The sequence below is a fragment of the Xanthomonas cissicola genome (genome assembly GCF_008801575.1).
Lineage (GTDB): Bacteria > Pseudomonadota > Gammaproteobacteria > Xanthomonadales > Xanthomonadaceae > Xanthomonas > Xanthomonas cissicola.
The window spans coordinates 82,282-108,061 of sequence record NZ_VZPL01000009.1 but is presented as its reverse complement, the minus strand read 5'-3'; the positions used below and the strand labels follow the sequence as shown (position 1 = coordinate 108,061).

Annotated in this window: 21 protein-coding genes and 3 pseudogenes; 16 read left to right on the top strand and 8 right to left on the bottom strand. The window is 64.1% G+C overall.

Features of this window, described 5'->3' with window-relative positions:
• Positions 1 to 148: 148 nt before the first annotated feature.
• Genes F7R02_RS06200 through F7R02_RS06185 form a run of 4 tightly spaced genes read left to right on the top strand, consistent with a single transcriptional unit; the run spans position 149 to position 3,851 of the window.
• On the top strand, positions 149 to 1,114 hold the full coding sequence (locus tag F7R02_RS06200; RefSeq protein ID WP_235857486.1) for an AAA family ATPase: 966 nt from the start codon (positions 149 to 151) through the stop codon (positions 1,112 to 1,114).
• 51 nt (positions 1,115 to 1,165) lie between these two features.
• A complete protein-coding gene (locus F7R02_RS06195) occupies positions 1,166 to 1,354 on the top strand; it encodes a plasmid-related protein (protein WP_078590942.1) in 189 nt (62 codons plus the stop codon).
• Positions 1,351 to 2,937, top strand: a complete 1,587-nt coding sequence (locus F7R02_RS06190) for an Eco57I restriction-modification methylase domain-containing protein (RefSeq protein WP_078590938.1) — start codon at positions 1,351 to 1,353, stop codon at positions 2,935 to 2,937. The genes F7R02_RS06195 and F7R02_RS06190 overlap by 4 nt, the downstream gene beginning before the upstream one ends.
• The gene (locus tag F7R02_RS06185) at positions 2,934 to 3,851 is read left to right on the top strand and encodes a XamI family restriction endonuclease (RefSeq protein ID WP_078590937.1); all 918 of its coding nucleotides are present in this window, start codon (positions 2,934 to 2,936) and stop codon (positions 3,849 to 3,851) included. Before F7R02_RS06190 ends, F7R02_RS06185 begins: the two co-directional genes overlap by 4 nt.
• A gap of 249 nt (positions 3,852 to 4,100) precedes the next feature.
• Here F7R02_RS06185 and F7R02_RS06180 read toward each other — a convergent pair whose 3' ends face one another.
• Both F7R02_RS06180 and F7R02_RS06175 read right to left on the bottom strand, forming a co-directional pair.
• Positions 4,101 to 6,545, bottom strand: a complete 2,445-nt coding sequence (locus tag F7R02_RS06180; RefSeq protein ID WP_078590936.1) for a YbcC family protein — start codon at positions 6,543 to 6,545, stop codon at positions 4,101 to 4,103.
• Between the two features lie 21 nt (positions 6,546 to 6,566).
• Positions 6,567 to 8,138 (bottom strand): proton-conducting transporter transmembrane domain-containing protein, encoded by a 1,572-nt coding sequence (locus F7R02_RS06175; RefSeq protein WP_078590935.1) that lies wholly within the window; start codon positions 8,136 to 8,138, stop codon positions 6,567 to 6,569.
• Between the two features lie 109 nt (positions 8,139 to 8,247).
• On the opposite strand from F7R02_RS06175, the gene F7R02_RS06170 reads away from it, so the two are divergent.
• Both F7R02_RS06170 and F7R02_RS06165 read left to right on the top strand, forming a co-directional pair.
• Entirely contained in the window at positions 8,248 to 9,138 is an 891-nt protein-coding gene (locus F7R02_RS06170; RefSeq protein ID WP_005915744.1) for a LysR family transcriptional regulator, read from the top strand.
• A 37-nt stretch (positions 9,139 to 9,175) separates the two neighbouring features.
• Positions 9,176 to 9,284, top strand: a pseudogene (locus F7R02_RS06165) (LysR family transcriptional regulator); the annotation flags it as partial.
• 207 nt (positions 9,285 to 9,491) lie between these two features.
• Here the strand turns inward: F7R02_RS06165 and F7R02_RS06160 are convergent.
• The 4 genes from F7R02_RS06160 to F7R02_RS06145 all read right to left on the bottom strand — a co-directional run bounded on the left by F7R02_RS06160 (position 9,492) and on the right by F7R02_RS06145 (position 15,261).
• Entirely contained in the window at positions 9,492 to 10,106 is a 615-nt protein-coding gene (locus F7R02_RS06160) for a DUF8082 domain-containing protein (RefSeq protein ID WP_078590934.1), read from the bottom strand.
• 44 nt (positions 10,107 to 10,150) lie between these two features.
• Positions 10,151 to 11,278, bottom strand: a complete 1,128-nt coding sequence (locus tag F7R02_RS06155) for a Cache 3/Cache 2 fusion domain-containing protein (RefSeq protein WP_078590933.1) — start codon at positions 11,276 to 11,278, stop codon at positions 10,151 to 10,153.
• Between the two features lie 256 nt (positions 11,279 to 11,534).
• On the bottom strand, positions 11,535 to 12,176 hold the full coding sequence (locus tag F7R02_RS06150; RefSeq protein ID WP_078590932.1) for a response regulator: 642 nt from the start codon (positions 12,174 to 12,176) through the stop codon (positions 11,535 to 11,537).
• Positions 12,169 to 15,261 (bottom strand): sensor histidine kinase, encoded by a 3,093-nt coding sequence (locus F7R02_RS06145; RefSeq protein WP_078590941.1) that lies wholly within the window; start codon positions 15,259 to 15,261, stop codon positions 12,169 to 12,171. Before F7R02_RS06145 ends, F7R02_RS06150 begins: the two co-directional genes overlap by 8 nt.
• Before the next feature lie 84 nt (positions 15,262 to 15,345).
• Between F7R02_RS06145 and F7R02_RS26315 the strand changes: the two genes are divergently transcribed.
• The 8 genes and pseudogenes from F7R02_RS26315 (at position 15,346) to F7R02_RS06110 (ending at position 21,359) form a co-directional block, all read left to right on the top strand.
• The gene (locus F7R02_RS26315; RefSeq protein WP_155400523.1) at positions 15,346 to 15,504 is read left to right on the top strand and encodes a hypothetical protein; all 159 of its coding nucleotides are present in this window, start codon (positions 15,346 to 15,348) and stop codon (positions 15,502 to 15,504) included.
• A 221-nt stretch (positions 15,505 to 15,725) separates the two neighbouring features.
• A pseudogene (locus F7R02_RS06140) lies at positions 15,726 to 16,200 on the top strand (helix-turn-helix transcriptional regulator).
• Entirely contained in the window at positions 16,197 to 16,853 is a 657-nt protein-coding gene (locus F7R02_RS06135) for a hydrolase (protein ID WP_003490352.1), read from the top strand. Before F7R02_RS06140 ends, F7R02_RS06135 begins: the two are co-directional and overlap by 4 nt.
• The gene (locus F7R02_RS06130) at positions 16,850 to 17,284 is read left to right on the top strand and encodes a DoxX family protein (RefSeq protein WP_078590930.1); all 435 of its coding nucleotides are present in this window, start codon (positions 16,850 to 16,852) and stop codon (positions 17,282 to 17,284) included. Before F7R02_RS06135 ends, F7R02_RS06130 begins: the two co-directional genes overlap by 4 nt.
• 113 nt (positions 17,285 to 17,397) lie before the next feature.
• Positions 17,398 to 19,245: pseudogene (locus F7R02_RS06125) on the top strand (amidohydrolase).
• 94 nt (positions 19,246 to 19,339) lie between these two features.
• Complete coding sequence (locus F7R02_RS06120; RefSeq protein WP_078590929.1) at positions 19,340 to 20,968, top strand: MFS transporter; 1,629 nt, start codon at positions 19,340 to 19,342, stop codon at positions 20,966 to 20,968.
• Positions 20,969 to 20,973: 5 nt separating this feature from the next.
• Positions 20,974 to 21,204: a DUF1427 family protein gene (locus F7R02_RS06115; RefSeq protein WP_078567458.1), complete on the top strand. Its 231-nt coding sequence runs from the start codon at positions 20,974 to 20,976 to the stop codon at positions 21,202 to 21,204.
• Positions 21,201 to 21,359 (top strand): XapX domain-containing protein, encoded by a 159-nt coding sequence (locus F7R02_RS06110; protein WP_005922651.1) that lies wholly within the window; start codon positions 21,201 to 21,203, stop codon positions 21,357 to 21,359. Before F7R02_RS06115 ends, F7R02_RS06110 begins: the two co-directional genes overlap by 4 nt.
• A 307-nt stretch (positions 21,360 to 21,666) precedes the next feature.
• On the opposite strand, the gene F7R02_RS06105 is transcribed toward F7R02_RS06110, so the two are convergent.
• Together F7R02_RS06105 and F7R02_RS06100 are read right to left on the bottom strand one after the other, a co-directional pair.
• Positions 21,667 to 22,491 carry an alpha/beta fold hydrolase gene (locus F7R02_RS06105; RefSeq protein ID WP_005915729.1) on the bottom strand — a complete coding sequence of 275 codons (825 nt, stop codon included), beginning with the start codon at positions 22,489 to 22,491 and terminating at the stop codon, positions 21,667 to 21,669.
• A 782-nt stretch (positions 22,492 to 23,273) separates the two neighbouring features.
• Positions 23,274 to 24,608, bottom strand: a complete 1,335-nt coding sequence (locus F7R02_RS06100; RefSeq protein ID WP_003482841.1) for an Nramp family divalent metal transporter — start codon at positions 24,606 to 24,608, stop codon at positions 23,274 to 23,276.
• A gap of 142 nt (positions 24,609 to 24,750) precedes the next feature.
• On the opposite strand from F7R02_RS06100, the gene mntR reads away from it, so the two are divergent.
• Both mntR and tadA read left to right on the top strand, forming a co-directional pair.
• Positions 24,751 to 25,218, top strand: coding sequence for a manganese-binding transcriptional regulator MntR (mntR, locus tag F7R02_RS06095; RefSeq protein ID WP_003482839.1), 468 nt, complete (start codon positions 24,751 to 24,753; stop codon positions 25,216 to 25,218).
• The gene (gene tadA / locus F7R02_RS06090) at positions 25,215 to 25,730 is read left to right on the top strand and encodes a tRNA adenosine(34) deaminase TadA (RefSeq protein WP_015463158.1); all 516 of its coding nucleotides are present in this window, start codon (positions 25,215 to 25,217) and stop codon (positions 25,728 to 25,730) included. Before mntR ends, tadA begins: the two co-directional genes overlap by 4 nt.
• Positions 25,731 to 25,780: the final 50 nt, after the last annotated feature.

Here is a 25,780-nt window from a genome sequence, read left to right as displayed (position 1 = left end):
AACGCGAACGAAACAACTCATCGGCAGGCAACTGCTCGGCGGCAGGACGGCGTGTACGCATGGGCGAAAACTGCCAGAAACCAGTTCGTAGAGTAACGAAAACTGGCAATTCCAGCACACCTAAAACGCAGGTTAAGCCTTGCAATGGATGCAGCCTGGGGGTTTTTCAGGGGCGACCAAGTACAGCGTTGTTATCAAAGCTGAGGCTGATTCATACAAGATGAAGCTAGTGCACCAAGACCACGATGAACATATTGAGACCGCTGCGCAACACCTGAGCTATGGAGAAAGAAATGCCTTTGCTCTTATACTGTTCATGTATCAGGTTTTGAGGGAAAAGCCTGGGCTGGCAGTCTTGGATGATCCTGTCTCAAGCTTTGACAAGACGAAGAAATTCGCTATTTTGAATGAGTTGTTTAGAGGTAAGGCGAGCCTTCGCGATACAACCGTCCTCATGCTGACCCATGATATCGAGCCTGCCATAGATGTTATTCGCGGCGTTAAACGGCTATTCCAGCACCCCAAGCCAACGGCATACTTCCTAGCGTCGAAGGCAGGCGTCGTGTCCGAGGTGGAGATTAAAGAGGAAAACATTCAAACCTTCGCGCAGATATGCAATGACAATATTCGTGAGCTAGCGGATGAGGTTATTAAGTGTATATATTTGAGAAGGCACTTTGAGATAATCAACGATCTCGGTATGGAATATAACTATTTGGCGAATCTTTTGCATGCGCGGGATGTGCCTATTCTAAAAACTGCCGTGGGCGATGTTGGAATGGATGCGCAGCAAGTTGCGGATGCTGAAGCAGGCATCAAGAAATTTATCCCGACTTTCAATTACGCGTCGGTGCTTGCCATAATTAAAGATAAGGCAGAAATGAAGCGTCGCTTCACCGATGCTATGGTTGGGTACGATAAGATTCAACTTTTCCGCATTTATAAGGAAGTGCACAGTTCCGCCAATGGGGAACAGGATGGCATTCTCCAAAAATTCGTGAATGAGTCTTTCCATATCGAGAATGAGTATGTGATGCAGCTAAATCCCCACAAGTTTGATAATGTGCCGGAATATGTTGTCCAGGAGTGTGATCGGCTGGTTTTAGCCAGCTGATTCTGACACGATGGATACACAACGTGTATCCATCGTGTTATCATGCGCGGCATGTCAATCAAAGATTCCGGGATGCGCATCAGGGTGGAGAAGGAGCTGCGCGACGCGTTCGTGCAGGCTTGTCGCGCCCAAGATCGGCACGCTTCTGATGTGCTGCGCGACTTCATGCGTACCTTCACGGAGAAGCAACTGCTAGGTCAGGCTGACCTGTTCGCCGGCCTAAAAGGAAAGCAAAAATGACCGTGCAGACGGAACAAGAGCTAGTAGCCCTGAGCCTAGCCCTTATCGGAGGACAAGGCGGCCTGTCTGCGCCCGAGCGTAAGCTCGTGAAGACTGCGCCGGCATTGGTGCTTAAACCTCGGGAAATCGAGTCGGTCCGCAAAGCGATCGCACGTGGCGCCGATCCGCTAGGCGAGGCCTTCTCGTCGATCCGTTCGGCGACCGAGCGTCGCGCGGCTGGTGCTGTCTATACGCCTGCACCAATCGTCCGTTCAATGATGACCTGGCTGGCGAGCCAAGGAACGCCTCACCGAATTGTCGATCCGGGGGCCGGTTCGGGTCGCTTCATCCTGGCCGCAGGCGAAGCCTTCCCTCAGGCGCAGCTCGTGGCCGTGGAGATGGACCCGTTGGCCGCCCTCATGTTACGCGCGAACTTGAGCGCCCGCGGCTGGACCGATCGTGCGACGGTGTTGGTCAAGGACTATCGGGAGACCAAACTACCGCGTTGCGCCGGCATGACCGCTTTCATAGGCAATCCGCCTTATGTACGACATCACGATATTGCCGAGGACTGGAAAGCTTGGTACGCCTCGACCTTTGCTTCCTTCGGCATTAAGGCTAGCGCGCTGGCCGGCTTGCATTTGCACTTCTTCCTGCAAACGCGGTTGCTTGCCAAAGCGGGCGATGTGGGCGCATTCATCACCTCTGCCGAGTGGATGGATGTGAACTATGGCTCGGCGCTACGACGACTCTTGCTCGATGAGCTGGGCGGGATCGCCCTGCATGTGCTTGAGCCGACCGTTGAAGCCTTTCCTGGCACGGCGACAACGGCAGCAATTACCTGCTTTCGTGTTGGCGTCACGGCCGAGCCGGTTCGCGTGCGCGCCGTCGACGAGCTGAAACGCCTCAACGGTTTGGCCAAAGGCACCGACATCCCACGCGAACGGCTGCATGCCGCGCCTCGCTGGTCAATCATCGTCCGGCCGTCCGAATCGGTTGCCGTTGGCGAGATCGAGCTTGGCGAGCTATTCCGTGTACATCGCGGCCAGGTCACCGGCGCAAACGATATCTGGATTGCTGGAGAGCATGCGAAAGGCCTGCCTGATCGCGTCAAACTGCCGGCGGTGACTAAGGCCAAAGACTTGATCCAGGCCGGTGCGCATTTGCACTCGGCTGAGGTTCTGCGCCGCGTCATCGATTTGCCGGCTGAGCTGGACGACTTCACCAACGAAGAGCGCCGGAGCATCGCCGCCTTTCTGGCTTGGGCCAAACTTAACGGAGCAGATCAGAGCTACATCGCGCGACATCGCAAAGCTTGGTGGTCGGTGGGCCTCAAGGCCCCAGCCCCTATCCTATGCACTTACATGGCTCGCCGACCGCCCCAGTTCACGCTCAACGCGTGTGACGCGCGACATATCAACATCGCTCACGGCCTCTATCCACGTCAACCGCTGGCCGACGGAGTAACCGCTCGTCTAGTGACGTGGCTCAACAGAAACATCAACACGGGAAGTGGTAGGACATATGCCGGTGGCTTAACTAAGTTCGAGCCTAAGGAAATCGAACGCCTGCGCATCCCAAGCTTGGAAGCTCTTCTTGCATGATAAGCGCACCGCCTCGATGGACTATTGATGAACTTGCCGAAGACTCTACCACCTCTGCCGCGTTGTTCCGGGCCGAGCGTTTAGCAGTCTCTGATTCCTGGGAAACACACTACAACCAAGCGCGTGGCAAGTTCGAGCAACTGTTCAAAAAACTGAGCGATCTCAACCCTGGCGCGATCACCAACGACAACCTCGCCGAAGCCTACAGCCTCGGCCTTGGTGAGGCGCTGAGGTATTTGGCCGGCCCGCCGATTTCTGACGACGACCTGCGAGTTATCGCCAATGTCGATTCGATCGCTCCAGGTGTTTTGAAGAAAAATCCCGAGACACTGCGTAAGGTGTTCGAGGTTATCGAGCGTGTGATCGACCCGCATCGGTTCCCATGGATGGAGGTAGGCGGTGCGCCGACTGACCAACAACGCGAAGCAGCCTTGTTGGCTTCTTCTGTCCTCTTGGCCGCGCAACGCATCGCCACTGAGCGACGCAATGAAGGGAAAGAAAACCAAGAGGCGAAGGTGAAGGACTATCTTCGCAGTCTTGGTTTCGCCGAGGTTCCGGCGGTGGCGATCAATACAATCGTCAAGGGGCCGCAGGCTATGCAGTTCTGCTCTGAATGTCAGCTCGGCGAGCGCAAGGCCGATGTCGTCGTGCGCTTACACGACACCCGCCTCATGGCAATCGAATGTAAGGTTTCGAACAGCGCGACCAATAGCGTCAAGCGACTAAACAACGACGCAGCAGTCAAGGCCGAATACTGGATCAAGCAGTTCGGTAGCGCGCAAGTCGTGCCCGCCGCTGTACTGGCTGGTGTCTTTAAGGTGCTGAATCTTGAACAGGCACAGGCACGCGGCCTCTCCTTGTTCTGGTCGCATGATCTTGAGAAGCTCGGTGCATTCATCGATTCGACACAGTGAAACTAGATCATGGTATTTCTCATGGAATCGACCATGCATCAATACTTCAAGTGTATGAATTTAAATGATTTTTTCTCTCAAACTATCATCGAGTGGGAGTGACAGCCGTTCTGTCCGACCCACGCTTTCGTCGATCGAAATCGCCGCATCGGTGATCTGATCGCGCGGCGTTTCTTTGAGGTTGGAAGTAGACCCCAGGTGCGTCCTCGCCTTTCACGAGCGAGGGCGCCAGTCGAGCTAGAACCTGTCTTACGCGAGGATGGGTGTGCGATCGCTCTGCGAATGCGCATCCCCGAAAGACGTCTCCCAGCGCAGGTTGCCGAGATAGCGGTGCGCCATGCGGCCCTCGTCGTCCAGGGCGAACAGATGCAGCCAACGGTTGTCGAACAGCGCGCGGACCTGCGGGTGACGTTCGAGGATGTTGGTGATCGCTTCGGGCGGCGCTTCGATCAGCACGGAGAGGCGCAGCGGCTCGTGGGTCAGGCGTTGGCCGTCATGCACCGATTGCCACGGCAATCCGGTGCGCAGGATCCCGCCGTTGCCCTCGACTACACCGATGCCGCCGGTGACGTTGTGCAGCAGCTTGTTGCCGGCGCCAAAACTCTCGGGCGCGACGGTCGATCCGTAGTACTGCAGGCTGATCCAGCTGGCGACGACGACCGGTGCGGTCAGGATCAACTCCAGCACGCCGAAGCCGTCGTCGTAGCGCCAGTCGTAGTCGTGGAGGAAGGCGCGCCCGGCCAGGTCGCGCCCGGCAGTGCGCGAGCGCGGTGCGGCGATGAAGGCCTGGCAGCCGGCAAGTGCCCATTCGGGGCGAATCTCGGCCCAGTCGCGGGCGCGATGTGCGATGTCCTGGCTGCGGTGCGCGCGGGGCAGGCGCGCGGCACGTTCCCCCCGCGCCAGCGCTCCGGCCGCGGCCAGCCACTGCGCCGCTTGAGCGAGATCTTCGGCATGCCCGGGCGAAGGGTGATCGGCGGTGTAGAGGGTGACCGCATCGGTCGTGGTGTCGTGCAGTGCGGCCAGGAATAACGTGTCGGCGGGAATGACGATGCCGCGTGCGGCAAGACCGGCGCGCACCTGGCTATCGTTGAGCAGCGACGCAAGCAGCCGCGCGTTCACTTCGCCGGAATAGCCGCCGCATGCGCCGCAGTGCAATGCGCTCGCATGGGGGTTGTTGACCACTTTCGCACCATGGCCGGCGAGTACCACCAGCCGCGCGAAGCCGCCGGTGAACGACATCGCCTTGATGATGCGCGTGGCCATGGTCAGCCGGGTCTCCAGGTCCAGCCCGTCGGCAGGGCGTGGCGCAGGCTCGTTCGGTGCGTGCTGGCGGGCCAGCGCCAGCCCGTCGCGCAGCAGCTTGGCGACGTAGATCGGGCCGGTGGCCTCGACGAAGGCGAACGAGGAAATGGCCGCCAGCTTGAAGCGGCCCCAGGCGCGTTTGGCACGTGCCGCGATCCGTGCGCTGAGGTCGGAGGCGGCTGCCGACGCCGTCGCGTCACCTGCGCAGGTGATCACGCCTGGAGCGAGCAGCACCGGCAGGCGCGCTTCGACCACGTCCGAGGCGAACCGGCGATGGCCGATGCCCAAGCCGAAAAACCCTGCAAACCCGAGGGTCTGGATGCCCGAATCGAGGCTTTCCAGCGCCCGGCGGAAGACTTCCGAGCGCACATCGATGCAGAACGCCATTTGCAGCTTCATACGGCCAGCTGCGACCTGGGCCGGCGATGGCGCGGCCAGCACGGCGTTGAGCTTTCGCTGCGCTGCACGTTCGGCCGCTTCCTGCAGGATGCTGTCGATGACATCGTCCGAGGTTGCAGCGACCGGCTCGGCGTAGGCGGCAACGGCCGTCCGCCAGCCAGGCACCAGCGCGCAGCCGCCGTTGCCCAGCAGCGCGGCCTCCCAGAGCATGCGGATGGCGAGCAGGTCGGTGACGCATGCATCGGTTGCGCCGCTCAACTCCGCCTGCCAGAGCCGATACCGGCCGAGCTGTCCCCAGCCGCCCAACGTGGTCAGCAAGCGGTGGAAATAACCGTCCAGCGCGTCCTGCGAAAGTCCCAGGCGAGCGACGCAGTCGACGATTGCGTCTTCGGCATTGGCTGGCGCATCCGCCACATACTGTGCGAAACCTACCAGGCCGGCGATTTCCGGAGTCAGATCGTGGGTCGCGATGATCCGCCAGGTGCTGTAGGCACCACCGGACCGGCCGACCGCCCAGAGCGCCTGGCCCTGGTCGAAATAGCCCGCTGCCCAGTGACCGATGCGTTCGTTGACGATGCCGGGCCAGTCGACCGCGGCTGTGTCGCGGGCCAGCTCGGCGACCGTGGGGATCGCCTGCGGGGCAGGGCGCGTGGCTGCGATGGCGTGTCTGAGCGCGGACAAGCTCGGCGGGCGCAGCGCGGCCGGCGCGTTCTGCAAGGCCGCCCGCAGATCGTCTTCGGTGATTTCGCCGGACTGGAGCCGTTCTGCGTACCAATGCCGCGGCATGGTGACGGCGATACCGGACGCGCGTCGCAGTCGCGCCGCCGCCATTTCCAGGGGCTCGCTGGCCTGGCCGAGGAAGGGGTTGACCGCAACGCTGGAGGCGAGCGGCCACAGCGGCGGGATGGCGCGTGCCGCACGTTGGGTGGCGGCGATGATCACATCGTGGGACAGGGACACAGACATGGCGGTGGTCGTCATGGTCATCAGCATGGGGGCCTAGCGTGAAGGGGTTCAGGAGGTCTTGCGAACGGACCAGCCGCCAAGCAGGCGATCGATCGTGGCGTTGGCGTACAGCCCATTGGAGAGGTGGACGCGGAGCCCGGCGGCAGCGGGGTGCGATGCCCAGAGCGGAAACAGCGCTTGCGCGACCGCCACCAGCCCGAAGCTCAGCACCGCGAGCGTCATCAGGGTCCACTCCATGCGTCCCGGTGCGGGCGTTGCCGGCAGCACGCCGGCGGTCAGCCATTCGGCGGTGGTCTGCAGCGCGAAGTAGCCGATCGCCGCGGCGCTGGCGTAGATCGCCGTCCTGCGGGTGAGGGGGCGCGGCGCGGCGTCGGCAAGGCCCTGGGCCAGCAGATAGGCGACCCCGAAGATCAGGATCGCGCCCAGCGCCAGCGCCTGCGGCGACTTGTGCTCGAAGCCGAAGGCGGACCCGAAGGCAGTGCCGATGCCGATATAGATCGCCAGTGCGATCAAAAATGCGCGGCCGACCGCCGACCCATCCGGAACGGCGACCGGCCCGGGCCGACGAATGGCCGCCACCTGCTCGACCGCGCCGCCGGAGGCCAGGAACGCGTGCGCCTTGTAGAGCGAGTGCGCCACGATGTGCAGCAGGGCCAGCGGGAACAGCGCCAGACCGCACTGGAGCATCATGAATCCCATCTGCGCGACCGTGGACCAGGCGAGCGAGGTCTTGACCGCCGGCTGGGTCAGCATCACCAGCGCGCCGAACAAGGCGGTGAACCCGCCCAGCATGGCCAGCACGGCGAGCACGCCGGGGGCGGCAAGCATCAGGTCGGCAAAGCGGATCAGCAGGAAGCCGCCGCCATTGACCACGCCGGCGTGCAGCAAGGCCGATACCGGCGTGGGCGCTTCCATCATCTCGGTGAGCCAGCCGTGGGTCGGGAACTGCGCCGATTTCAAGACCGCAGCAAGTGCAAGCAGAGCGGCCGCCGCGACCAGCGACCAGGAGTGCTGCCCGCGCGCGGCCATCGCGTTGATCGTCGCGATATCGGTCGTGCCCATGCTTTTCCAGATCAGCAGCGCGCCGCAGGTAAGGGCGATACCGCCGGTGGTGGAGAACACGCGCTTCTTGCGTGCGGCGCGCTGCGCTTCCACGCGCTCGGGATAGAACAGCAGCAGGCGATGCATCGCGATGCTGGTGGCAATCCAGGCGATGACGACCTGGATCAGATTGCCTGCCTGCACCAGCAGCAGCACCGCCGCCAGTGCCATGCATAGCCAGCCGGTGAAGTAGCCCTGGCGAGCCTCGCCGTCGAGATAGGTGCGTGCGTACCGCACCACGATCCAACCAACGAAGGTCACCAGCAAAAGCATCGTCACGCTGACCGCGTCGAGCCGCGCGGACAGGCCGATGTCGCCCCATCCGATCAGTGGGCTGTCGCCAGTGCCTCGCAACAGCACCAGCGCCAGCGATGCGATCGCGATGCAGAGCGCGCCGAGCGCGGCGCCTTCTGCGAGGAGGGGGATCTTGAGTGGACGGCGATCGCCGCGAACCAGGGCGACGACAGCGGCGGTCAGCAGCAGGAGTGGTGCGAACAGTGGGAGTAGATAGAGCGACAAGGCGATCCCCTAAGAACGAACGTGGTGGCGGGCCGCGCCACGATAACGACCGGTGGGGTTGAATAAAAATTCATTGTCATTGCAGGTTCGTTCGTTATTATCGAATGATATGGCCGCCTTGAACTACAACCATCTGCGCTACTTCTGGGCGGTCGCGCACGAGGGGAACCTCACCCGTACTGCCGAGCGTCTCAACCTCACCCAGTCGGCGCTTTCGGTGCAAATCCGCAAACTGGAGGAGCGCCTGGGCCACGCGCTGTTCGAACGCCGCGGGCGGCAACTGCATCTGACCGAGGCCGGGCAGATCGTGCTCGACCATGCCGATGCGATTTTTGCCACCGGCGATGAGTTGCTTGGCACGCTGCGGCAGACGGGTGCGGCGCGGCAGGCACTGCGGGTCGGTTCGCTTGCCACGCTGTCGCGCAACTTCCAGATGGAGTTCCTGCGGCCGCTGCTGGGCCGCACCGACATCGACCTCATCCTGCGATCGGGCAGCGCGGGTGAACTGCTGCGCGCGCTGGAGGCGCTCAATCTCGACGTGGTGCTGCTGAATCGGGCACCTGCCGGCGATGCGCTGTCCCCCTTCGTCACCCACCGGCTCGCGGAGTACCCGGTCAGCCTGGTGGGCACGCCGGATCGGCTGGGCCATGCGGCCAGCTTCGCCGACCGCCTTCGCAGCCACCCCATCATCCTGCCCACGGTGGATAGCAGCGTGCGCATCGGCTTCGACGCGTTGGCCGACCGCCTGGGCGTGCGGCCGCAGATCGTGGCGGAAGTGGAAGACATGGCGATGATGCGACTGCTTGCCCGCGAGGACATCGGCCTGGCGGTTCTGCCGCCGATCGTGGTCAAGGACGAGATCGCCGCTGGCGCACTGATGGAAGGCGATCAATTGCCGGACATCGTGGAGACCTTCCATGCGGTGACCATGTCGCGACGTTTCCCGAATCCTCTGCTCAAGCTTCTGCTTCAGCCCCCGACCAGGCCAGACAGTCCGTAATGCCACCCGGTTGTCCAAGCCGTGGCGCGCTGTAGACCCGCACGCGACGCGGCGCTTCTACCGGATCCAGCACCGGCAAACCTCTGTCGGGCAATCTGCAGCGCTTCGTCGCGCATTGCGATCTGCAAGAGCTGCGCGTTTGCTGATGGCCGACGTGCTGAGCCTGCGTCGGATCCCATGATCTATCGCCACGCTGGCCACTGGGCATGCTTCGCAGACCAGCAACGCATAGCCGATGTCCGGCCTGCGTCGACATGGTCTGAAGTTGCAAGGCATGGCCAGCGCCACTGACGCGCCGACAAAAAAGCCGCGCAGTGCGCGGCCTGATGCATGAGCCGAACTGAAGATGCTCCTCAGCGGACCTTGGCCAATGCCACGCGGGCGTCGGCCATGAACTTCTGTGCTTCCTGCGGCGTGGCCAGGTTGGCGGCGAGCTGGCTGAGCACCTGCTCAATGTCGCTGAAGGCATCCCAGGCTTCATCGCACAGCATGCCGGCGATTGGGCCGAGATAGTTCAGTGCGACCGCTTCCAGTGCATCGCGGACGCTGTCGTCGGGCCCGGCGCCAGTGGCAACCGGCGCCGCACTCGCGCTTGCGACAGCTGCGGCAGGTGCGGGTGTCGGCGCGACCGGCGCCCGCACCGGCGACGGTGCGCCGCCGAGATCCTGTTCAAAACCGCCCATCAACCACTGCCGCGAGTCGTCGCTCAACAGCGAGGGTTTGCCCAGGCCGGCACCGGGGTCGACCTGGAAGCGCGCCTTCGCCGCGTTGACCATGGTGAGGCGTTGTACCGCCTCATCATTACGCAGCATGCGGAACACCACTTCTTCGATCTGCCCGCTGTTGATGCGGACGATGCAGGAGTGGTTTTCCTCGGTGACGATGAACAGAAAGCCGGACGCCTTCTTCAATGCCAGCGCTTTGAGCTCGCGCAGGATCTCGATCAGCGGACGGAATTCAGTGGACATGGCGTCTTCCTTGCAGCATCAGGTACGGAATGGGTGACAGCGACTCAGCGTTTGCTGAGGCGCTCCATGGCCAACCGGACGCTGTTGGACAAGCGGGAAATGGCGCGCGCCAGGGTACCGATTTCATCTTTGAGGTTGACCTCTGCGATGGTGTGGTTCCACTTGCCCAGGCTCAGTTCTTCGGCCACGGTGGTCAAGTGCTGGATCGGGCGCAACACGCGGCTCCAGATCAGGGCCCACTGCAGGCCGAGCAACAAGGCGCAGACCAGCAGACCGATGCCGGCGATCCACAGCGACTGACGCACGATCACGCCATTGACGTCGCTTCTGGGATAGGCCGAGACCAGGGTGAAGCCCCAATCGGGTACCTGTTCCTTGGTGACGACCCAATCATCCGGGGTGTCCTTGACGATCCGCTCGATGGTGGCGGTATCGGTGGTGGCGCCGGTGGTGGACTGGAAGCGCAGCTTGTTCTTGCTGTCGAACACGGCAATGAAACCGGAGTCGAGCACGCGGCGGCTGCTGACCACGTTTTCCAGCGCCTGGGTGTCTGCCTTGTAACCGACGTACCACGCACCGATCACGCGCTTGTCGTTGCCGGCAAAGATCGGCTCGTAGCCGGTGACGTACGGGTTGCCGAGAATGTCGACCACGCCGTAGAAGCTTTCGCCGTTACGCAGCTTGGCGGCGGCCTGGCCGTTCGGATCGAGCACGGTGTCGATGGCGCGGCTGCCGTCGTCCTTCTTGGCGTTGGTGGAGATACGCACGAAGTCGTCGCCGGTACGCGAGAACAGCGTTGCGGTACCTTCGTGGATGGCGGTGACCTCGTCGACCAAGGTGAAGGCATTGGCCTGCGAGCGCTGGCCCAGCAGCAGGTCGTTGGCGCTACGATCGGCAACGCGGACGTCGCCGCCAATGCTGGGCGCGCCCTCCTTGTTGGCTTCCCTGCGCAGCTGGCGCATGGAGGAATTGACGCGGTCGAGCATCATCGCGCGGGTGACCGCGAACAAGGTCTGCAAGGACACCGACTGGCGCTCGATCGCGTCGCCGGTTTCGAACTTGACCCGGTTCGCTTCGGTAATGGCCAAAATGACCGTCAGTGCCACCACCACTACCAGCACCAAGGCCAGCACCGGCAACAGCAGGCGCACCCGCAAAGAGTGACGAAGCATCGCAATTCCCCTGAACGCGTTTAAATGATTGAGTCGAGTGCCGCCGCAGCGCAGTGCGACGGTTGGACGTAGCCGTTATCGGCTGCCGAACCAGATGCTAAAGCGGCCCCCATGCCGCTTGGCGGTGCATACGATAGCGTAAGCCGATCGGTTTGAGCGCGCGCGGCTATCGCGCGTGTCGCCTCGCGTTCAAGAATGGTCGACCGTATAGCAAAAGCCACCCCCTTGGTGGCGCGCAGGAGTGGCAAGGCGCCGCTCAGGTCTCCAGCGACAGGATCCCGCGCCGCAGCGCGACGGTGACCGCATGGGTGCGATCGCGCACGCCGAGCTTGCCCAGGATGTTCTTCATATGTGCCTTGACGGTTTCTTCGGAGATGCTCAAGGCACTGCCGATCTGCTTGTTGGAGCAGCCGGTAGCGACCAGGTTCAGCACTTCGGTCTCGCGGGCGGACAGGGCATCATCGAGCACATGGGCGGCGATATTTTCGGCCACCGAGGCCGGCACATGCCGGCGCTGGCCGCGGCGCACGTCGCGGATGGTGTCGACCAGCTCACGGCGCAACGCGCTCTTGAGCAGGTAACCGCAGGCGCCTGCCTGGACGGCGCGTACCGCGCGCACGTCGCCGGTGTAGGTGGTCAGCACGATGACCTTGGCGGCGGAGTCGACCTGGCGGATGCGCTGGATGGCTTCGACCCCGTCCACGCGCGGCATCTGCAGATCCATCAGCACCACGTCCGGGCGCAGGCGCGTGTAGCAGGCCACCGCCTGTTCGCCGTCTTCCGCTTCGCCGACCACGCGCATGTCGTGCTCGGCGGCGAGCATGGCACTGAGCCCATCGCGCAGCAGCGGATGGTCGTCTACCACCAGCACGTCGGTTGGTCGGACCATGTCAGCCATTGGAAGTCTCCGTGGATCGTGCGGTGTGAAATGGCCACCACCATCGCTTGGCGCGCAGGTAGGCGGCACGCGCGGGCAGGGTGATCTGGATTTCGGTGCCGCTGCCGGGACGCGACCACAGCTGCATCTTGGCGCCGATGCGCTGCGCGCGTTCTTGCATGCCGGTCAGGCCCCAATGCCCGGTGTGGGCGTGGCCGTGCAGCACATCCGGATCCAGGCCGCGGCCATCGTCGCGGATGCGCAGCGTGAAGTCACGAGAACCGTAACGCAGTTCCAGCGCGATGCCGGTGGCATTGGCGTGCCGGTCGGCATTGGCAAGCGCTTCGCGTCCGAGCTGGAACAGTTCGTCGGCCACCAGGTGACGCAAGCGCATGGGCCGGCCTTCGACAGCGACCTGCAGTGCGGCCGTTGGCGGCGGCATGGTGGCGTTACGCGCCCGCTGCAGGGCGGCGGCCAGGTCTTCGTGCAGGGACTGGCTGTCGCGCAAGCCGCTGACGCGATCGCGGCCTTCGGCCAGCGCGTTTTCGGCCAGATCCACCGCCTGTTCCAGCTCCAGCCGGCGCGGATCGTTCCAGGGGAGCGAGCGGCTGGCGGCATGCAGCCGCAGGATCAGCCCCTGGGTGCCCTGCAGCAAGGTGTCGTGCAATTCGCGGGCGATGCGTTCGCGTTCGCGGTAACGCTCTTCCAGACGCGCGCGCAGGCGTGCGGCCACCTGCTGGGTCCGCATGCGCCAGGCGATGCCGAGCGCCAGCAGCAACGCCAGCGCGCAGCAGGCCTTGAATTGCCAGGTTTGGATGAAGGCCGGCTCGATGACGAAGTCCAGGGTGTCGCCGCGCGCATTCCACAGGCCGTCGTTGTTGGCGGCCGCAATACGGAAGCGGTAACGCCCGGGCGCAAGGTTGGTATAGAAGGCCTCGTTGCGGTTGCCGGCGTCCTGCCAACGTGCATCCACCCCTTCCAGCCGGTAGCGGAACCGCACGCGCTCCGGGCGGGTAAGGCTGATCGCGTCGTAGCCGATGCGCAGACGATCGGTCCATTCGGGCAGGTGCAGGCCGTCCTGACGCGGGTAAGGCCGGTCGTTGGCGACCACGTCGGTGATGAAGACCTTCGGCGCGGTGGGGTTGCGGTAGGTCTGCTCGGGATCGAGCCAGGCCAGGCCCTGGTTGGTGGTGAACCAGAGCAGGCCATCGGCCGCGGCGATCGCGGTAGGCACCGGGCTGGCCTGCTGGGCGACGCCGGGCAGGCCATCCATGATGTCGTACAGGCGCAGCGTGGGGCTGACCACGCCGGTGCGCAGGCTGCGCAGCAGTGCCTGCCTGCCGATTTGCACGACGCCGCGATTGCCGTTCAACCAGAAGGTGTCGTGACGGTCGCGCACGATGCCGGTGATGCCCTGCAACACCGGATTCGCCTGATCGGCCACCTGCTGGAAGCGGCCATCGCTGCGGAGCACTGCCAGCCCGCTTTCGCCAGCCACCAGGGTGAGGGCCGCGCTGTGCCAAATGGCGGTGATCGGGCCGACCGACAAGCCGTTGTTGGCGGTGTAGTGCCGCACCTGCCCGCCGCGCAGCACGCTGAGCTCACCTGTGACGCTGCCTACCCACAGCGCGCCGTCCGGCGCGGCGAGCAGGACAGAACAGGGTTGGTCCAGCAAGCTGGCAATCGCCTGCCAGCGATGACCATCCCAGCGCTGCGGTCCGCTGGCATCGGGACACGCCCAGGGCGAGTCCTGGGCATCGACGGCAAACGCGCGGATCGATCCGGTGCGCACGTCCTGCGGTAGGGGCAAGGCGTGCGTGCGGCCTGCGTGCAGGCGCAGCAGGCGGTTGTCGCCGAGCAACCAGCCGTTGGCGCTGGCGGGCACCTGCAGGGCGCTGGCGGGCGCGCCGCGTTGCAGGGCCTGGATGCCGGTACGCGTCAAGGCCAGCTGACGCTCGTCGCGCAGGACCGCCAGCAACACCGGTGCGCCTGGCGTGGCGACGGTCGCGAAGATCGCCACGGCCGTGGGATGGCCCGGCAGCAATGCCGCCAGTGGCAGCAGGGCGCGATGCCGGAAGCGGTTGAGCCCCAGGTTGGTGCCGGCCCAGAGATTGCCTTCGTGGTCCTCCAGCAGCGGGCCGGCAGTGGAGGAGGTCAGACCCTGCAGCGGGCCATAGCGTTCGAGTACCGGCGTCGGCGATGTGGGCTGGGCGACACGGAACACCCCGCCTGCGACGTAGTCGCTGCCCCACAGCGCGCCGTCGCGCATGAAACGGATGCGATGGGCGAACAAGCCGGGAAACCACAGCCGGTGGCGAACCAGAGCAGGTAACACCGTGCCATGCGTATCGGTGAGCGCGAACACGCCGCGGTGCGGATCGGCGACCCAGACCGTGCCGTCCGGGTGCTCGGCCATGGTGGTGAAGTGCCCGACCTGCTGGCCGCTGGATTCGAAGCGTCGCGCACCCGGTTGCAGCGACAGGATGCGGCTGCCATCGCTCACCCACAGGATGCCGCGGCGATCGCGCAACAGCCATTGCGCGCTGGATTCCGGGTAGCCCCAGTCGGCACCGGCGCGGTGCCAGCGCCGTCCGTCGAACCAGCACAGCCCGCCATCGATGGCGGCCCACAGGCGGCCGCTGCCATCGCGCTCGATGCGGAACACCATCCCATCCGGCACATCCTTGCCAGGCACGAAATGAGTGAGATGGCCGTCGGCCAGGCGATCGATGCCGGCATTGAAATAGCCGATCCACGCGCCGTCGTCCGTGGTCAGCGACAGCGCGGTCATATTGTGCGATGCATAGGCTTCGCCCTCCGGCGCCGCCTGCCTGGTGAAGTGTTCGCCGTCGAACTTGAACAGCCCGAAGCCAGTCGCCAGCCACAGCGCGCCGCCATCGGCTTGCTGGATGTCCCAGATGTCGGCCGGCGCGCCGCGCTCGATGCTCCAGGCGGTGTGGTGGAACTGCAGCAGCCCGTCGCGGGTCGCGGCAATGCCGGCTGCGCAGGCGGGACGACAGAGCATCAGTAGCCACCACAGCGCCACGACCGCTGCCGCGCGCAAGCGCGACAAGCAAAGCGAACGGATGACGGGCTCATGCGGCATCGCATCATTGTCGGGCGTGATCGGGGGAAGCACCACCACCTCTTTCGAGGGACGCACGCGCAGGCCGAATTGGTTTAGCGACTGATGCACGCCGCGCGCGTGATGCGGGAACTGTCGGGCAGCGCGCAACGCCTCGACATGCTGCAGCTCGACTGCACCCCATTGCGGTTGCGTTTGCTTCCCGCTCGCCTCGATGCGCCGTTTCGTGGTGATCGCGACATTGAACAGCTGCGCGCTGTCTGATCAGCGCGATGTTCGGCGATGCGTTTGCGTTCTCTCGATTCCACTGGCACTGCATCGGCATGACGCAGCGCTCTATCAAACGCGCATCACATCCAAACTGCTGCCCATGGCGAACAGGTGCAAGCACTCCCCCGAAAGAGGGAACGATTCGCCTCACCATCAGGGGTAGGGCAGCAAAGCCGTCCCCGGCACCATACGGTCATTCCCCCCGGAGACGCCCCATGGCACCTCTGATTGCCGTTGCTTGCCCCGATACGCGTGCTGCAGGGCGCATGCACATACAGGCATCGCGTGTGCGCGCTGTTGCGCGCGCAATGCAGTACATCGACACGCATCTGTACGAACCTGTCAGCGTGGCGCATCTTGCGCAAGCGGCCTGCATGAGCCGCTTCCATTTCGCACGCGTTTTCCGCGATGCGGTCGGCGCCAGTCCAATGGAGTACCTGCGTCTTCGTCGGCTCGAACGTGCCCAGGCGATGTTGCGCGAGGGCGGCCACACCATCAGCCAGATCGCGACCGATCTGTGCTTCTTCGATCAAAGCCACTTCGTTCGCAGCTTTCGCAACGCCACCGGTTGCACGCCGGCACGTTTCGCCGCGCAGATGGCGATGGAGCCGTGCGGCGCATGCCCTCATGCCCTCGTCGCAGCGACGCGGCGGTGAATCGGTTTCGCTTTCCATGGAGCAACCTGCATGACCACTGCAACTGCCGTACCCGGCACATCCTTGCTATCGCCCGGCGATCACACCCTGATTCTGATCGACCATCAATCGCAGATGGCGTTCGCCACGCACACCATCGACATTTCGGCGCTGCGCAACAACGTGTCTTTGATTGCAAAGGGCGCCAAAGGGTTCAAGGTGCCGGTGATCCTGACGACCGTCGCAGAAAAGTCGTTCTCCGGCCCGTTGTTCCCCGAGTTGCCGGACATCTTTCCCGGCGAGCCGGTATTCGATCGCACCAGCATGAACGCCTGGGAAGACCAGGGGGTAATCGATCGCATCAACGCAATCGGCAAGCAGCGTCTGGTGATCGCCGGTCTATGGACCAGTGTGTGCATCGTCGGCCCGACACTGTCGGCGATCGAACAAGGGTTCGAGGTGTACGTCATCACCGATGCTTGCGGCGACGTGAGCGATGAAGCGCACGAACGTGCAGTCACGCGCATGGTGCAGGCCGGCGCTGCGCCCATGACCAGTGTGCAGTACCTGCTGGAATTGCAGCGCGACTGGGCACGTGGCGATACCTATGCGCTGACCACCGGCATCGCACGCGCGCATGCCGGTGGCTATGGCATCGGCATCCAGTACGCCAAGAGCATGTTCGCTGCGCAGGAAGGCGGGCATTGAACGTATCGGCACCACGTGGCACCGCCGGACTTTCATCAGCGTTGCTGATGCTGCGCATCGCTGGCGGCGGCTTCCTGCTGCCGCATGGATTGGGCAAGTTGCTGGGCTGGTTCGGTGGACCGGGCTTGACCGGATTTGCCGCTGAGTTGCATCAGTTCGGCTTTCCATCCGCTGCACCGTTGCCGCTGCTGCTGGCCCTGGTGCAGACCCTCTCCGGGCTGGCGGTCTTGCTGGCGGTGTGGACGCGTGCCAGCGCCGCACTGGCAGTGCTGTTCATCGCAACCACCGTGCTGGTTGCCGTGCCCAAGGGCTGGTTCTGGATGCACGGCGGAATGGAATACCCGCTGATGTGGATGTTGGTGTTGCTGGCACTCGCTGCAGCCGGTGGTGGCGACTGGTCGCTGGATCGCCTGCGTAGGCGTGTGGCATGAGCCGCATGCCAGGCAAGCACGATGCCGGACGGCGCTTGTGGATGCAGGGCGCCGCAGCCGGTCTTGCGTTGGGTGCATTGCCGGCTGCTTCGTCTGCATCAGGGAAGTCTTCAATGGTCGATCTCGTCGTTCGCAATGCGCGCATCACCACGCTCGATCCGCGCCAGCCCAACGCTACTGCCATCGCCGTTGCCGATGGGCGCATCGTGGCAGTCGGCGACGATGCGCAGATCATGGCCTTGGCAAAGGGCGCGCGCACCATCGATGCGCAGGGGCGACGTCTGCTGCCCGGCCTCAACGACAGCCACACGCACCTGATCCGTGGTGGTCTGAATTACAACCTGGAGCTGCGCTGGGATGGCGTGCGCTCGCTGGCCGATGCAATGGCGATGCTGAAGGCGCAGGTCGATCGCACGCCAGCGCCGCAGTGGGTGCGCGTGGTCGGCGGTTTCACTGCGTATCAATTCGCTGAAAAACGCCTGCCCACGCTTGAGGAGATCAACGCCATCGCGCCGGAAACGCCGGTGTTTCTGTTGCATCTGTACGATCGTGCCTTACTCAATCGCGCAGCGCTGCGAGCCTGCGGCTACGACAAGGCCACCCCGGATCCGCCGGGAGGGCGCATCGAGCGCGACAAGCTGGGCAACCCAACGGGTCTGCTGCTGGCCAAGCCCAACGCGTTGATTCTCTACGCAAGCCTCGCCTAAGGCCCGCGCCTGCCGCTGGAATACCAGGCCAACTCCACTCGCCATTTCATGCGCGAGCTCAACCGGCTCGGGGTCACCTCGGTGATCGATGCCGGCGGTGGTTTCCAGAACTATCCGGAGGATTACCAGGTCATCGAACAGCTGCATGCGGCCGATCAACTGAGCGTGCGTATTGCCTATAACCTGTTCACCCAGAACAAGGGCAGGGAGGTCGAAGACTTCCGCTGCTGGACCGAAGTACTGCCGTTACGCAAGGGCGATGACCTGCTGCGTCACAACGGCGCCGGCGAGATGCTGGTATTTTCCGCTGCAGACTTCGAACAATTCAGCGAGCCGCGCCCGGAGCTGCCGGCGGAGCTGGAACCCGAGCTGGAGCAAGTGGTGCGGCTGCTGGTGGAAAAGCGCTGGCCATTCCGTATCCATGCAACATACGACGAAAGCATCGCGCGCATTCTCGATGTCTACGAAAAGGTCAACGCCGACATCCCGTTCGATGGCCTGCACTGGTTCATCGACCATGCCGAAACGATTACCCCGCGCAATATCGAGCGCATTCGCGCCTTGAACGGCGGCATCGCCGTGCAACATCGCATGGCCTACCAGGGTGAGGCGTTCGTGCGGCGCTATGGCGTGCAGGCTGCAAGGCAGACGCCGCCAGTGCGACGCATGCTCGCAGCGGGAATTCCGGTCGGCGCAGGCACCGATGCCACCCGCGTGGCCAGCTACAACCCGTGGGTGGCGCTGTCGTGGCTGGTCACCGGCCGCACGGTGGGCGGTCTGGCCCTGTATGGCGACGAGAATCTGCTCGATCGCGAACAGACACTGCGGTTGTGGACGCAGGGCAGCGCCTGGTTTTCCGGTGACGAGACCAACAAGGGCACCCTGGCGGCGGGGCAGTTGGCCGACTTCATCGTGTTGTCCGACGATTACTTCCGCATCGACGACGCGGCCATCTCCGACATCACCAGCGTGCTGACCGTCCTGGGCGGGCGTGTCGTGCATGGCGAGGGCGACTTTGCCGCGCTCGCCCCCACGCTGCCGCCTGCCATGCCGGATTGGTCGCCGGTGAATCGGTTCGGCGGCTACCAGGTTGGAGGCGGGATGAGCGGGCTAGCCGCTGCGCCGCACGCGCATGCGCGCGGCCACGCGTGTCGAGCCCACGGCGCGCACGCGCATGCGGGGCTGCATGCTGTCCCCACCGATGATCTACGTCGCTTCTGGGGTGCCTTGGGATGCGCGTGCTTCGCGTTCTGATGGCGGTATCGCCGGTACATCTTCGTGCCTGCATGTTGCACGCGGCACACTTCTGCGTCGTTTGTTTCATCCCATTGTCTGGAGTCTTGCCGCGATGAGTGTTTCTGCCGCACCTGCCGAAGGTGGTGCGTGGGCGCCGCTGCGTGAGCCGGTTTTCCGCGCCTTGTGGCTGGCGATCCTGGGCAGCAACATCGGTACCTGGATCAATGATGTCGCCGCGTCCTGGGTGATGGCCGAACAGACCGGCTCGCCATTGATGGTGGCGGCGGTACAGTCGGCCACCACGTTGCCGGTGGTCTTATTGGCACTGGTCGCCGGCACGCTGGCCGACATCGTCGACCGTCGTCGCTACCTGCTGTTGACCCAGCTCTGGATGCTGCTGGTGGCCGGTACGCTCGCGTTATTGGCGCATCTGCAGTTGCTGGCGCCTTGGGTCTTGGTGGCGCTCACCTTTGCAATGGGCGTGGGCGCAGCAATGGCGATGCCGGCGCAGGCGGCGATCGTGTCGGAACTGGTGCCGCGCCCGATGCTGGCTTCGGCGGTGGCGCTCAATTCGATCGGCATGAACATCGCGCGATCGATCGGCCCGGCCGTGGGTGGGCTGATCGTGGCGCAATTCGGCCCGCCGTGGGCCTTTCTGCTCAACGGGTTGACCTTTGGCATGATGCTGTACGTGCTGTGGCGGTGGCGCCGCGATGTGCACACCTCGGCGCTGCCGCCGGAGAGCTTTGGCGCAGGCCTGCGCGCAGGGTTGCGCTACGCCGCGCGCGCCGGTCGCCTGCAGGCGGTGCTGATCAAGGCCGCCGGCTTTTTTGTGTTCGCCAGCGCGTTGACCGCGCTGCTGCCGTTGGTGGTCCGCCGCGACATGCAGCTGGGCGCCGGCAGCTACGGCGTTTTGCTGGGCTGCATCGGCGTCGGAGCGATCAGCGGCGCCTTGCTGTTGCCGCGCCTGCGTGCGCACTACGACCGCGATCTGTTGGTGTTCGTTGCCACCCTGGTGTGCGCCGCATCGCTGCTGGGGTTGGCGTTGTCGCGGCTGCTTGGCGTGTTGTGCGTGGTGATGGTGGTGAACGGCCTGGCCTGGATCACGGTGCTGTCGTCGTTGCAGATCGCCGCACAGACCGCCGTCCCTGCGTGGGTGCGTGCCCGTGCATTGTCGCTATATATCGTGGTGTTTTCCGCAGGCATGGCCAGTGGCTCGCTGTTATGGGGTGCGTTGGCCCAACGCACGTCGATTGCCACAGCACTGCAGATCGCCGCCGCCGGTGCAGTGATCGCCGCGCTAGTGGTCAAACGCGCGCGGATTGCCGGAACCGAACAGCTGGACCTCGCCCCCGGTGGGCATTGGCCTGCACCTGCGCAAGTCGATCGCGTCGAGCACGACCGCGGCCCGGTGCTGGTGACAGTGGAATACCGTATCGCTGCCGAGGCACGCGTCGCGTTCTTGCAGTTGATGACGCAACTGGGCAATGCGCGCCGCCGCGATGGCGCCGTGGTCTGGGGCATCGCCGAAGACGCTGCAACGCCGGGTGTGCAACTGGAATACTTCATCCTCGCTTCCTGGCTGGAGCATTTGCGGCAGCACGAACGCGTCACCGGCGACGACCGCCAATTACAGGAACAGATCCGCGCCCTGCATCACGGCGAGCGCGCGCCGGTGGTGCGCCACTTCGTCGGTGGCGGCGGTGCTGCGCTGCCGCCGCACGCGCACTCGGATATCTGATGCCCATGAACTGGAAGTTCATCAGCGGTGTCGCGTTGGGTGTGGCAATCGGCTTGGGCTGCCGCATGGCCGGCATTCCATCGCCTGCTCCGACGGCTTTCGTCGGCGCGCTGCTGGTGCTGGCAATGACGTGCGGCTATGCACTGGCCGACCGCTTTCTGGCCCAGCGTGCCGCCAAGAATCTGGGGCATTGCGGCGGGCCCGGCGGCCGCGTGGGCCGGCAGGGCGACGCATGAGCCTGGCAGTGCTCGGGGTACTGCTCGCATGGGCGATCGGCATCGGCTGCCGGTTGCTCGACTTGCCGCTGCCCGCTCCGCCACGTCTGACCGGTGCATTGCTCGTCGTGGCGATGAGCGGCGGGTTCCTGCTGGCTGACTGGGTGCTGCGCTGAAGCGGCACGGTGTCGGGGGCTCGCGGCGTGTCCTGCAAGCGGCAAGCGCGTGATGCCCTCAGCCAACCAAGATCTCGACCAAGTCTGCGAAGCGCAGCGAACAGCAACGACTGTCACCATCAGGCAGACATGGCCGGTGTGCGATCGGGATCTATCACTGGCAAGGTGCAGATATGAGCGCACCGTCGATGCGGCCCGACAACAAGCTGTCTGAGTGCGTGAGCTGTTCTTGTACGATCCCTAACGCCAGATCAAAAAAAAGGCCGGCTCTCTCGAGCCGGCCTCTCGCTGATCCATTCAACCTCGATCAGGCTTTTGCGAACGCCAACAGATCCTTGTTGAACTGGTCCGCATGGGTGACGGTCAGGCCGTGCGGCGCGCCGGCATAGATCTTCAACTCTGCATTCTTGATGATCTTGGCCGACATCTTGCCGGACGCATCGATCGGCACGATCTGATCGTCGTCGCCGTGTACCACCAGCGCCGGCACATCGATCTTCTTCAGGTCGGGCGTGTAATCGACTTCGGAAAATTCCCTGATGCAGTCGTACTGGCCCTTGTGCCCACCCAACATGCCTTGCAGCCAGAACGCATCGCGCATGCCCTGGGTGACCTTGTTGCCATCGCGGTTGGCGCCGAAGAACGGCGTGGTCAGGTCCTGGTAAAACTGCGACCGATCCTTGGCCACACCGTCGCGAATGCCGTCGAACACGCTCATCGGCAGGCCGCCCGGGTTGGTCGGGCTCTTGACCATCTGCGGCGGCACGGCGCCCACAAGCACCACCTTGGCCACGCGCTTGCTGCCATGCCGGCCGACGTAATGCGCCACTTCGCCACCGCCGGTGGAATGGCCCACCAGGATTGCGTCTTTCAGGTCCAGCGCCTCGATCACCGCAGCCAGATCGTCGGCGTAGGTATCCATATCGTTGCCGTCCCAGGTCTGCGATGAACGGCCGTGGCTGCGGCGGTCATGCGCAATCACGCGATAGCCGTGCTGGCCCATGAACAACATCTGCGCATCCCAGGCATCGGCGCTGAGCGGCCAGCCGTGCGAAAACACGACCGGTTGGCCCTTGCCCCAGTCCTTGTAGAAAATATTGGCCCCGTCGGGACGTTTGACGAAATTGGACATCTGCTTGACTCCGTGAGTGGACGAGTGGGGCGGCGAGGTGGATGGCATGCGCGTGGCCGCGGCAGCGCTGGCGAGATGTGGCAGCGATAACGCTGCCACGGCTGCCGTGCCGGAAATGAGAAAGTGGCGGCGCCCGGCATCGGCCGGATGCGCCTCGAACGGATCCATAAGAACTCCTGCGGGCGAGGGCATGCAGCCCGGCGGTCGCATGCGCGCGTTGGCGCGTCATGTCAGGCATGCCCAAGCAGCGCAAGGCCACTGCAGGCAACGGACAGACCGGTGCATGCGCCAAGTAGAGCGCGTGAGGCACAAGGCAGATTGCACGCGCGTGCGCAGTGCACCCACTAGCGCAGAATGTGATCGATTCGCGCGATGCGCAGCCGTAATGGAAGAAGCGTAAACATGCGCACAGCGCTTGCAGCTGCCTCAAGCAAGTCCGGCGCGGTACTTCGCTCTTCAATAAGGTCACCGACACTTGTCTGGTTCGGCGTGCGCGCTGCTTGCAGGACCGTTGGCGGCATGGACGCCGCCATCGAGCCTACACGGACGTACCTGCGGCGTGTCCCGCGAGCGGCGATGGCACCGCGCCCTGAACTCAGTCGAGTTCGCTGAAGAGACCTTGCTCACCCATCCTTGCAGGACACGTTTTGTAATCTCTCAAGCATCACCAACAGCGATGGTGCGGGTTGAAGGGAAGAAAGCGCGACATCGTCTTCCAGTTGTCCGGGCGATACGAAACAATTGATCGAACGCTGGCGCAATACCCGCGCCGATGCCGCATCTCAATGCAGCGCGGTATCCCACAGCAGCTTCAGATTGAGGCATACGATCACCGCAGCGATCACCCACGCGATGCGTACCAGCCATGCTGGCGCTACCAGCGCGCCCATCAACTGCCGATCGGACACGAAGCGCACCAGCGGAATCACCGCAAACGGCAGCTGCATCGACAACACCACCTGGCTGAGTACCAACAACCGCGCGGTACCGGCTTCGCCATACAGCCAGGTCACGATGACCACCGGCACGATCGCGATGCCGCGGGTGAGCAAGCGCCGTATCCATGGCGGCAGGCGTAATTGCAGGAAGCCTTCCATCACGATCTGCCCGGCCAGCGTTGCGGTCACGGTGGAGTTGATGCCCGAGGCGAGCAGCGCCACCGCAAACAGCGTCGAGGCCAGGCCGACGCCCAGCATCGGCGCCAGCAACGCATGCGCCTGTTCGATCTCCTGCACGTCGGTGCGGCCCTGCGCATGAAACACCGCCGCGGCCAGGATCAGGATCGAGGCATTGATGAACAGCGCGAACATCAACGCCACCGTGCTGTCGGTGACCGCCCAACGCAGCGCGGATTTCCGGCCGACATCGGTCCGTGGATACGCGCGCGTCTGCACGATCGACGAGTGCAGATACAGGTTATGCGGCATCACCGTCGCACCGATGATGCCGATCGCCAGATACAGCGCCTGCGGGTCGGTGACCACCTGCGCACGCGGAATGAAACCGCCCAGTACCGCCGCGATCGGTGGCGCGGCCAACGCGATCTGGATCCCGAAACACGCGAAGATGATCAGCAGCAGCGCGATCACGAAGGCTTCCAGCGCGCGGAAACCGCGGTTCATCAGCAACAACACCAGCACCACATCCACCGCGGTGATGATCGCGCCCATGGTGAGCGGAATCCCGAACAACAGCTTTAACGCAATCGCGGTACCGATGACCTCTGCCAGGTCGCAGGCGATGATGGCCAGCTCGCAGATGCCCCACAGCGCCAGATTGACGCCACGCGGGTAACGCGCGCGACAGGCCTGCGCCAGGTCCAGCCCGGTGGCGATACCCAGCCGCGCGGACAGGCCTTGCAGCACGATCGCCATCAGGTTCGACAACAGGATCACCGACAGCAGCAGGTAGCCGAACTGCGAGCCGCCGGCCAGATCGGTGGCCCAGTTGCCCGGGTCCATATAGCCCACCGACACCATGTAGCCCGGTCCCAGGAAGGCCAGTAGGCGGAACCACCAATGGCCGCTGTTGGGCACAGAGACGCTGGCTTGGTGGTCGCCCAGACCGCCGATGGCGGTGGCTGACGATGGCGCTGAGGCGGCGGTGTCGGCGGACATGCACTCGGGTCGAAACGGGTTAAGCGCATGATATAGCAGTTGCTATGCTGTTGAGCATTGGCAATTTCAATCGTATGGATCTGCTGTGTGCTTCAAACTATGCGTCCCGGCATCGACGCCGGCGACGATGACGAGGAACAGGGTGGGCAAGAGCGAAAAGGTGGAAGCGGCCGCGCCGGTCCTGATCGATGCGCAGGTGCACATGGAGAGCTTCCGTCAGGTGCGCGAAGCGCGCCGCGCCGAGCTGGTCGAAGACTACGTGGAGCTGATCTCGGATCTGCTGGTGGATGGCGGCGAGGCACGTCAGGTCGATATCGCTGCGCGCCTGGGCGTAGCGCAGCCCACCGTGGCCAAGATGCTCAAGCGGCTGGTGCGCGATGGTTGGGTCGTGCAGCGGCCCTACCGCGGGGTGTTCCTGACCCCGGCCGGTGAGGCGCTGGCCGCATCCAGCCGGCAGCGCCACCAGATCGTGGAGCGCTTCCTGCTTGCGCTGGGCATCGATGAAGCCACCGCGCGCCGCGACGCGGAGGGCATCGAACACCATGTCAGCGAAGCCACGGTTGCCGCGTTCGCCGCGTTCCTCGACCGCCAGGGCGGTTCGGCCACGTGAGCATGCCCACCGATGCGCCGACCGATACGCCGCACGCGGCGATCGACGTGCACTGGATGCAGCACGCCTTGCAATTGGCCGAGCGTGCCGAGCGCGACTATGACGAAATCCCGGTCGGCGCAGTGCTGGTCGATGCGCAAGGCAACGTGCTCGGCGAAGGCTGGAACTTCAATATCGCCAGCCACGATCCCAGCGCGCATGCCGAAATCGTGGCGATGCGCGAAGCCGGGCGCCGGCTGGCCAATCACCGCCTGATCGGCTGCACGCTCTACGTCACCCTGGAGCCGTGCGCGATGTGCGCGATGGCGATGATTCATGCGCGGATCGCGCGCGTGGTGTTCGCCGCCAGCGATCCCAAGACCGGCGCCTGTGGCAGCGTCTTCGACCTGCTGGCCGACCCGCGCCACAATCATCGCGTGCAGGTGTGCGGTGGCGTGCTGGCGGCCCAGGCGAGCTTGCGGCTGACCAATTACTTCAGGGCCAAGCGCGGCAAGCCGCCACTTGCGCCCTGAGCGACGTGGCCGCGGTATGATGCGCGCCCTCTTCAGCATCCGGCCGGCGA

Coding starts and splice junctions, on each gene's coding strand:
- F7R02_RS06115 (WP_078567458.1), top strand. CDS start 20,974: ATGAACTGGAAGTTCATCAGCGGTGTCGCGTTGGGTGTGGCAATCGGC.
- F7R02_RS06190 (WP_078590938.1), top strand. CDS start 1,351: ATGACCGTGCAGACGGAACAAGAGCTAGTAGCCCTGAGCCTAGCCCTT.
- F7R02_RS06185 (WP_078590937.1), top strand. CDS start 2,934: ATGATAAGCGCACCGCCTCGATGGACTATTGATGAACTTGCCGAAGAC.
- F7R02_RS06120 (WP_078590929.1), top strand. CDS start 19,340: ATGAGTGTTTCTGCCGCACCTGCCGAAGGTGGTGCGTGGGCGCCGCTG.
- F7R02_RS06150 (WP_078590932.1), bottom strand. CDS start 12,176: ATGGCTGACATGGTCCGACCAACCGACGTGCTGGTGGTAGACGACCAT.
- F7R02_RS06200 (WP_235857486.1), top strand. CDS start 149: ATGCAGCCTGGGGGTTTTTCAGGGGCGACCAAGTACAGCGTTGTTATC.
- F7R02_RS06145 (WP_078590941.1), bottom strand. CDS start 15,261: ATGCCGCATGAGCCCGTCATCCGTTCGCTTTGCTTGTCGCGCTTGCGC.
- F7R02_RS06155 (WP_078590933.1), bottom strand. CDS start 11,278: ATGCTTCGTCACTCTTTGCGGGTGCGCCTGCTGTTGCCGGTGCTGGCC.
- F7R02_RS06105 (WP_005915729.1), bottom strand. CDS start 22,491: ATGTCCAATTTCGTCAAACGTCCCGACGGGGCCAATATTTTCTACAAG.
- F7R02_RS06110 (WP_005922651.1), top strand. CDS start 21,201: ATGAGCCTGGCAGTGCTCGGGGTACTGCTCGCATGGGCGATCGGCATC.
- F7R02_RS06160 (WP_078590934.1), bottom strand. CDS start 10,106: ATGTCCACTGAATTCCGTCCGCTGATCGAGATCCTGCGCGAGCTCAAA.
- F7R02_RS06195 (WP_078590942.1), top strand. CDS start 1,166: ATGTCAATCAAAGATTCCGGGATGCGCATCAGGGTGGAGAAGGAGCTG.
- F7R02_RS06135 (WP_003490352.1), top strand. CDS start 16,197: ATGACCACTGCAACTGCCGTACCCGGCACATCCTTGCTATCGCCCGGC.
- F7R02_RS06100 (WP_003482841.1), bottom strand. CDS start 24,608: ATGTCCGCCGACACCGCCGCCTCAGCGCCATCGTCAGCCACCGCCATC.
- F7R02_RS06170 (WP_005915744.1), top strand. CDS start 8,248: ATGGCCGCCTTGAACTACAACCATCTGCGCTACTTCTGGGCGGTCGCG.
- F7R02_RS06180 (WP_078590936.1), bottom strand. CDS start 6,545: ATGCTGATGACCATGACGACCACCGCCATGTCTGTGTCCCTGTCCCAC.
- F7R02_RS26315 (WP_155400523.1), top strand. CDS start 15,346: ATGCACGCCGCGCGCGTGATGCGGGAACTGTCGGGCAGCGCGCAACGC.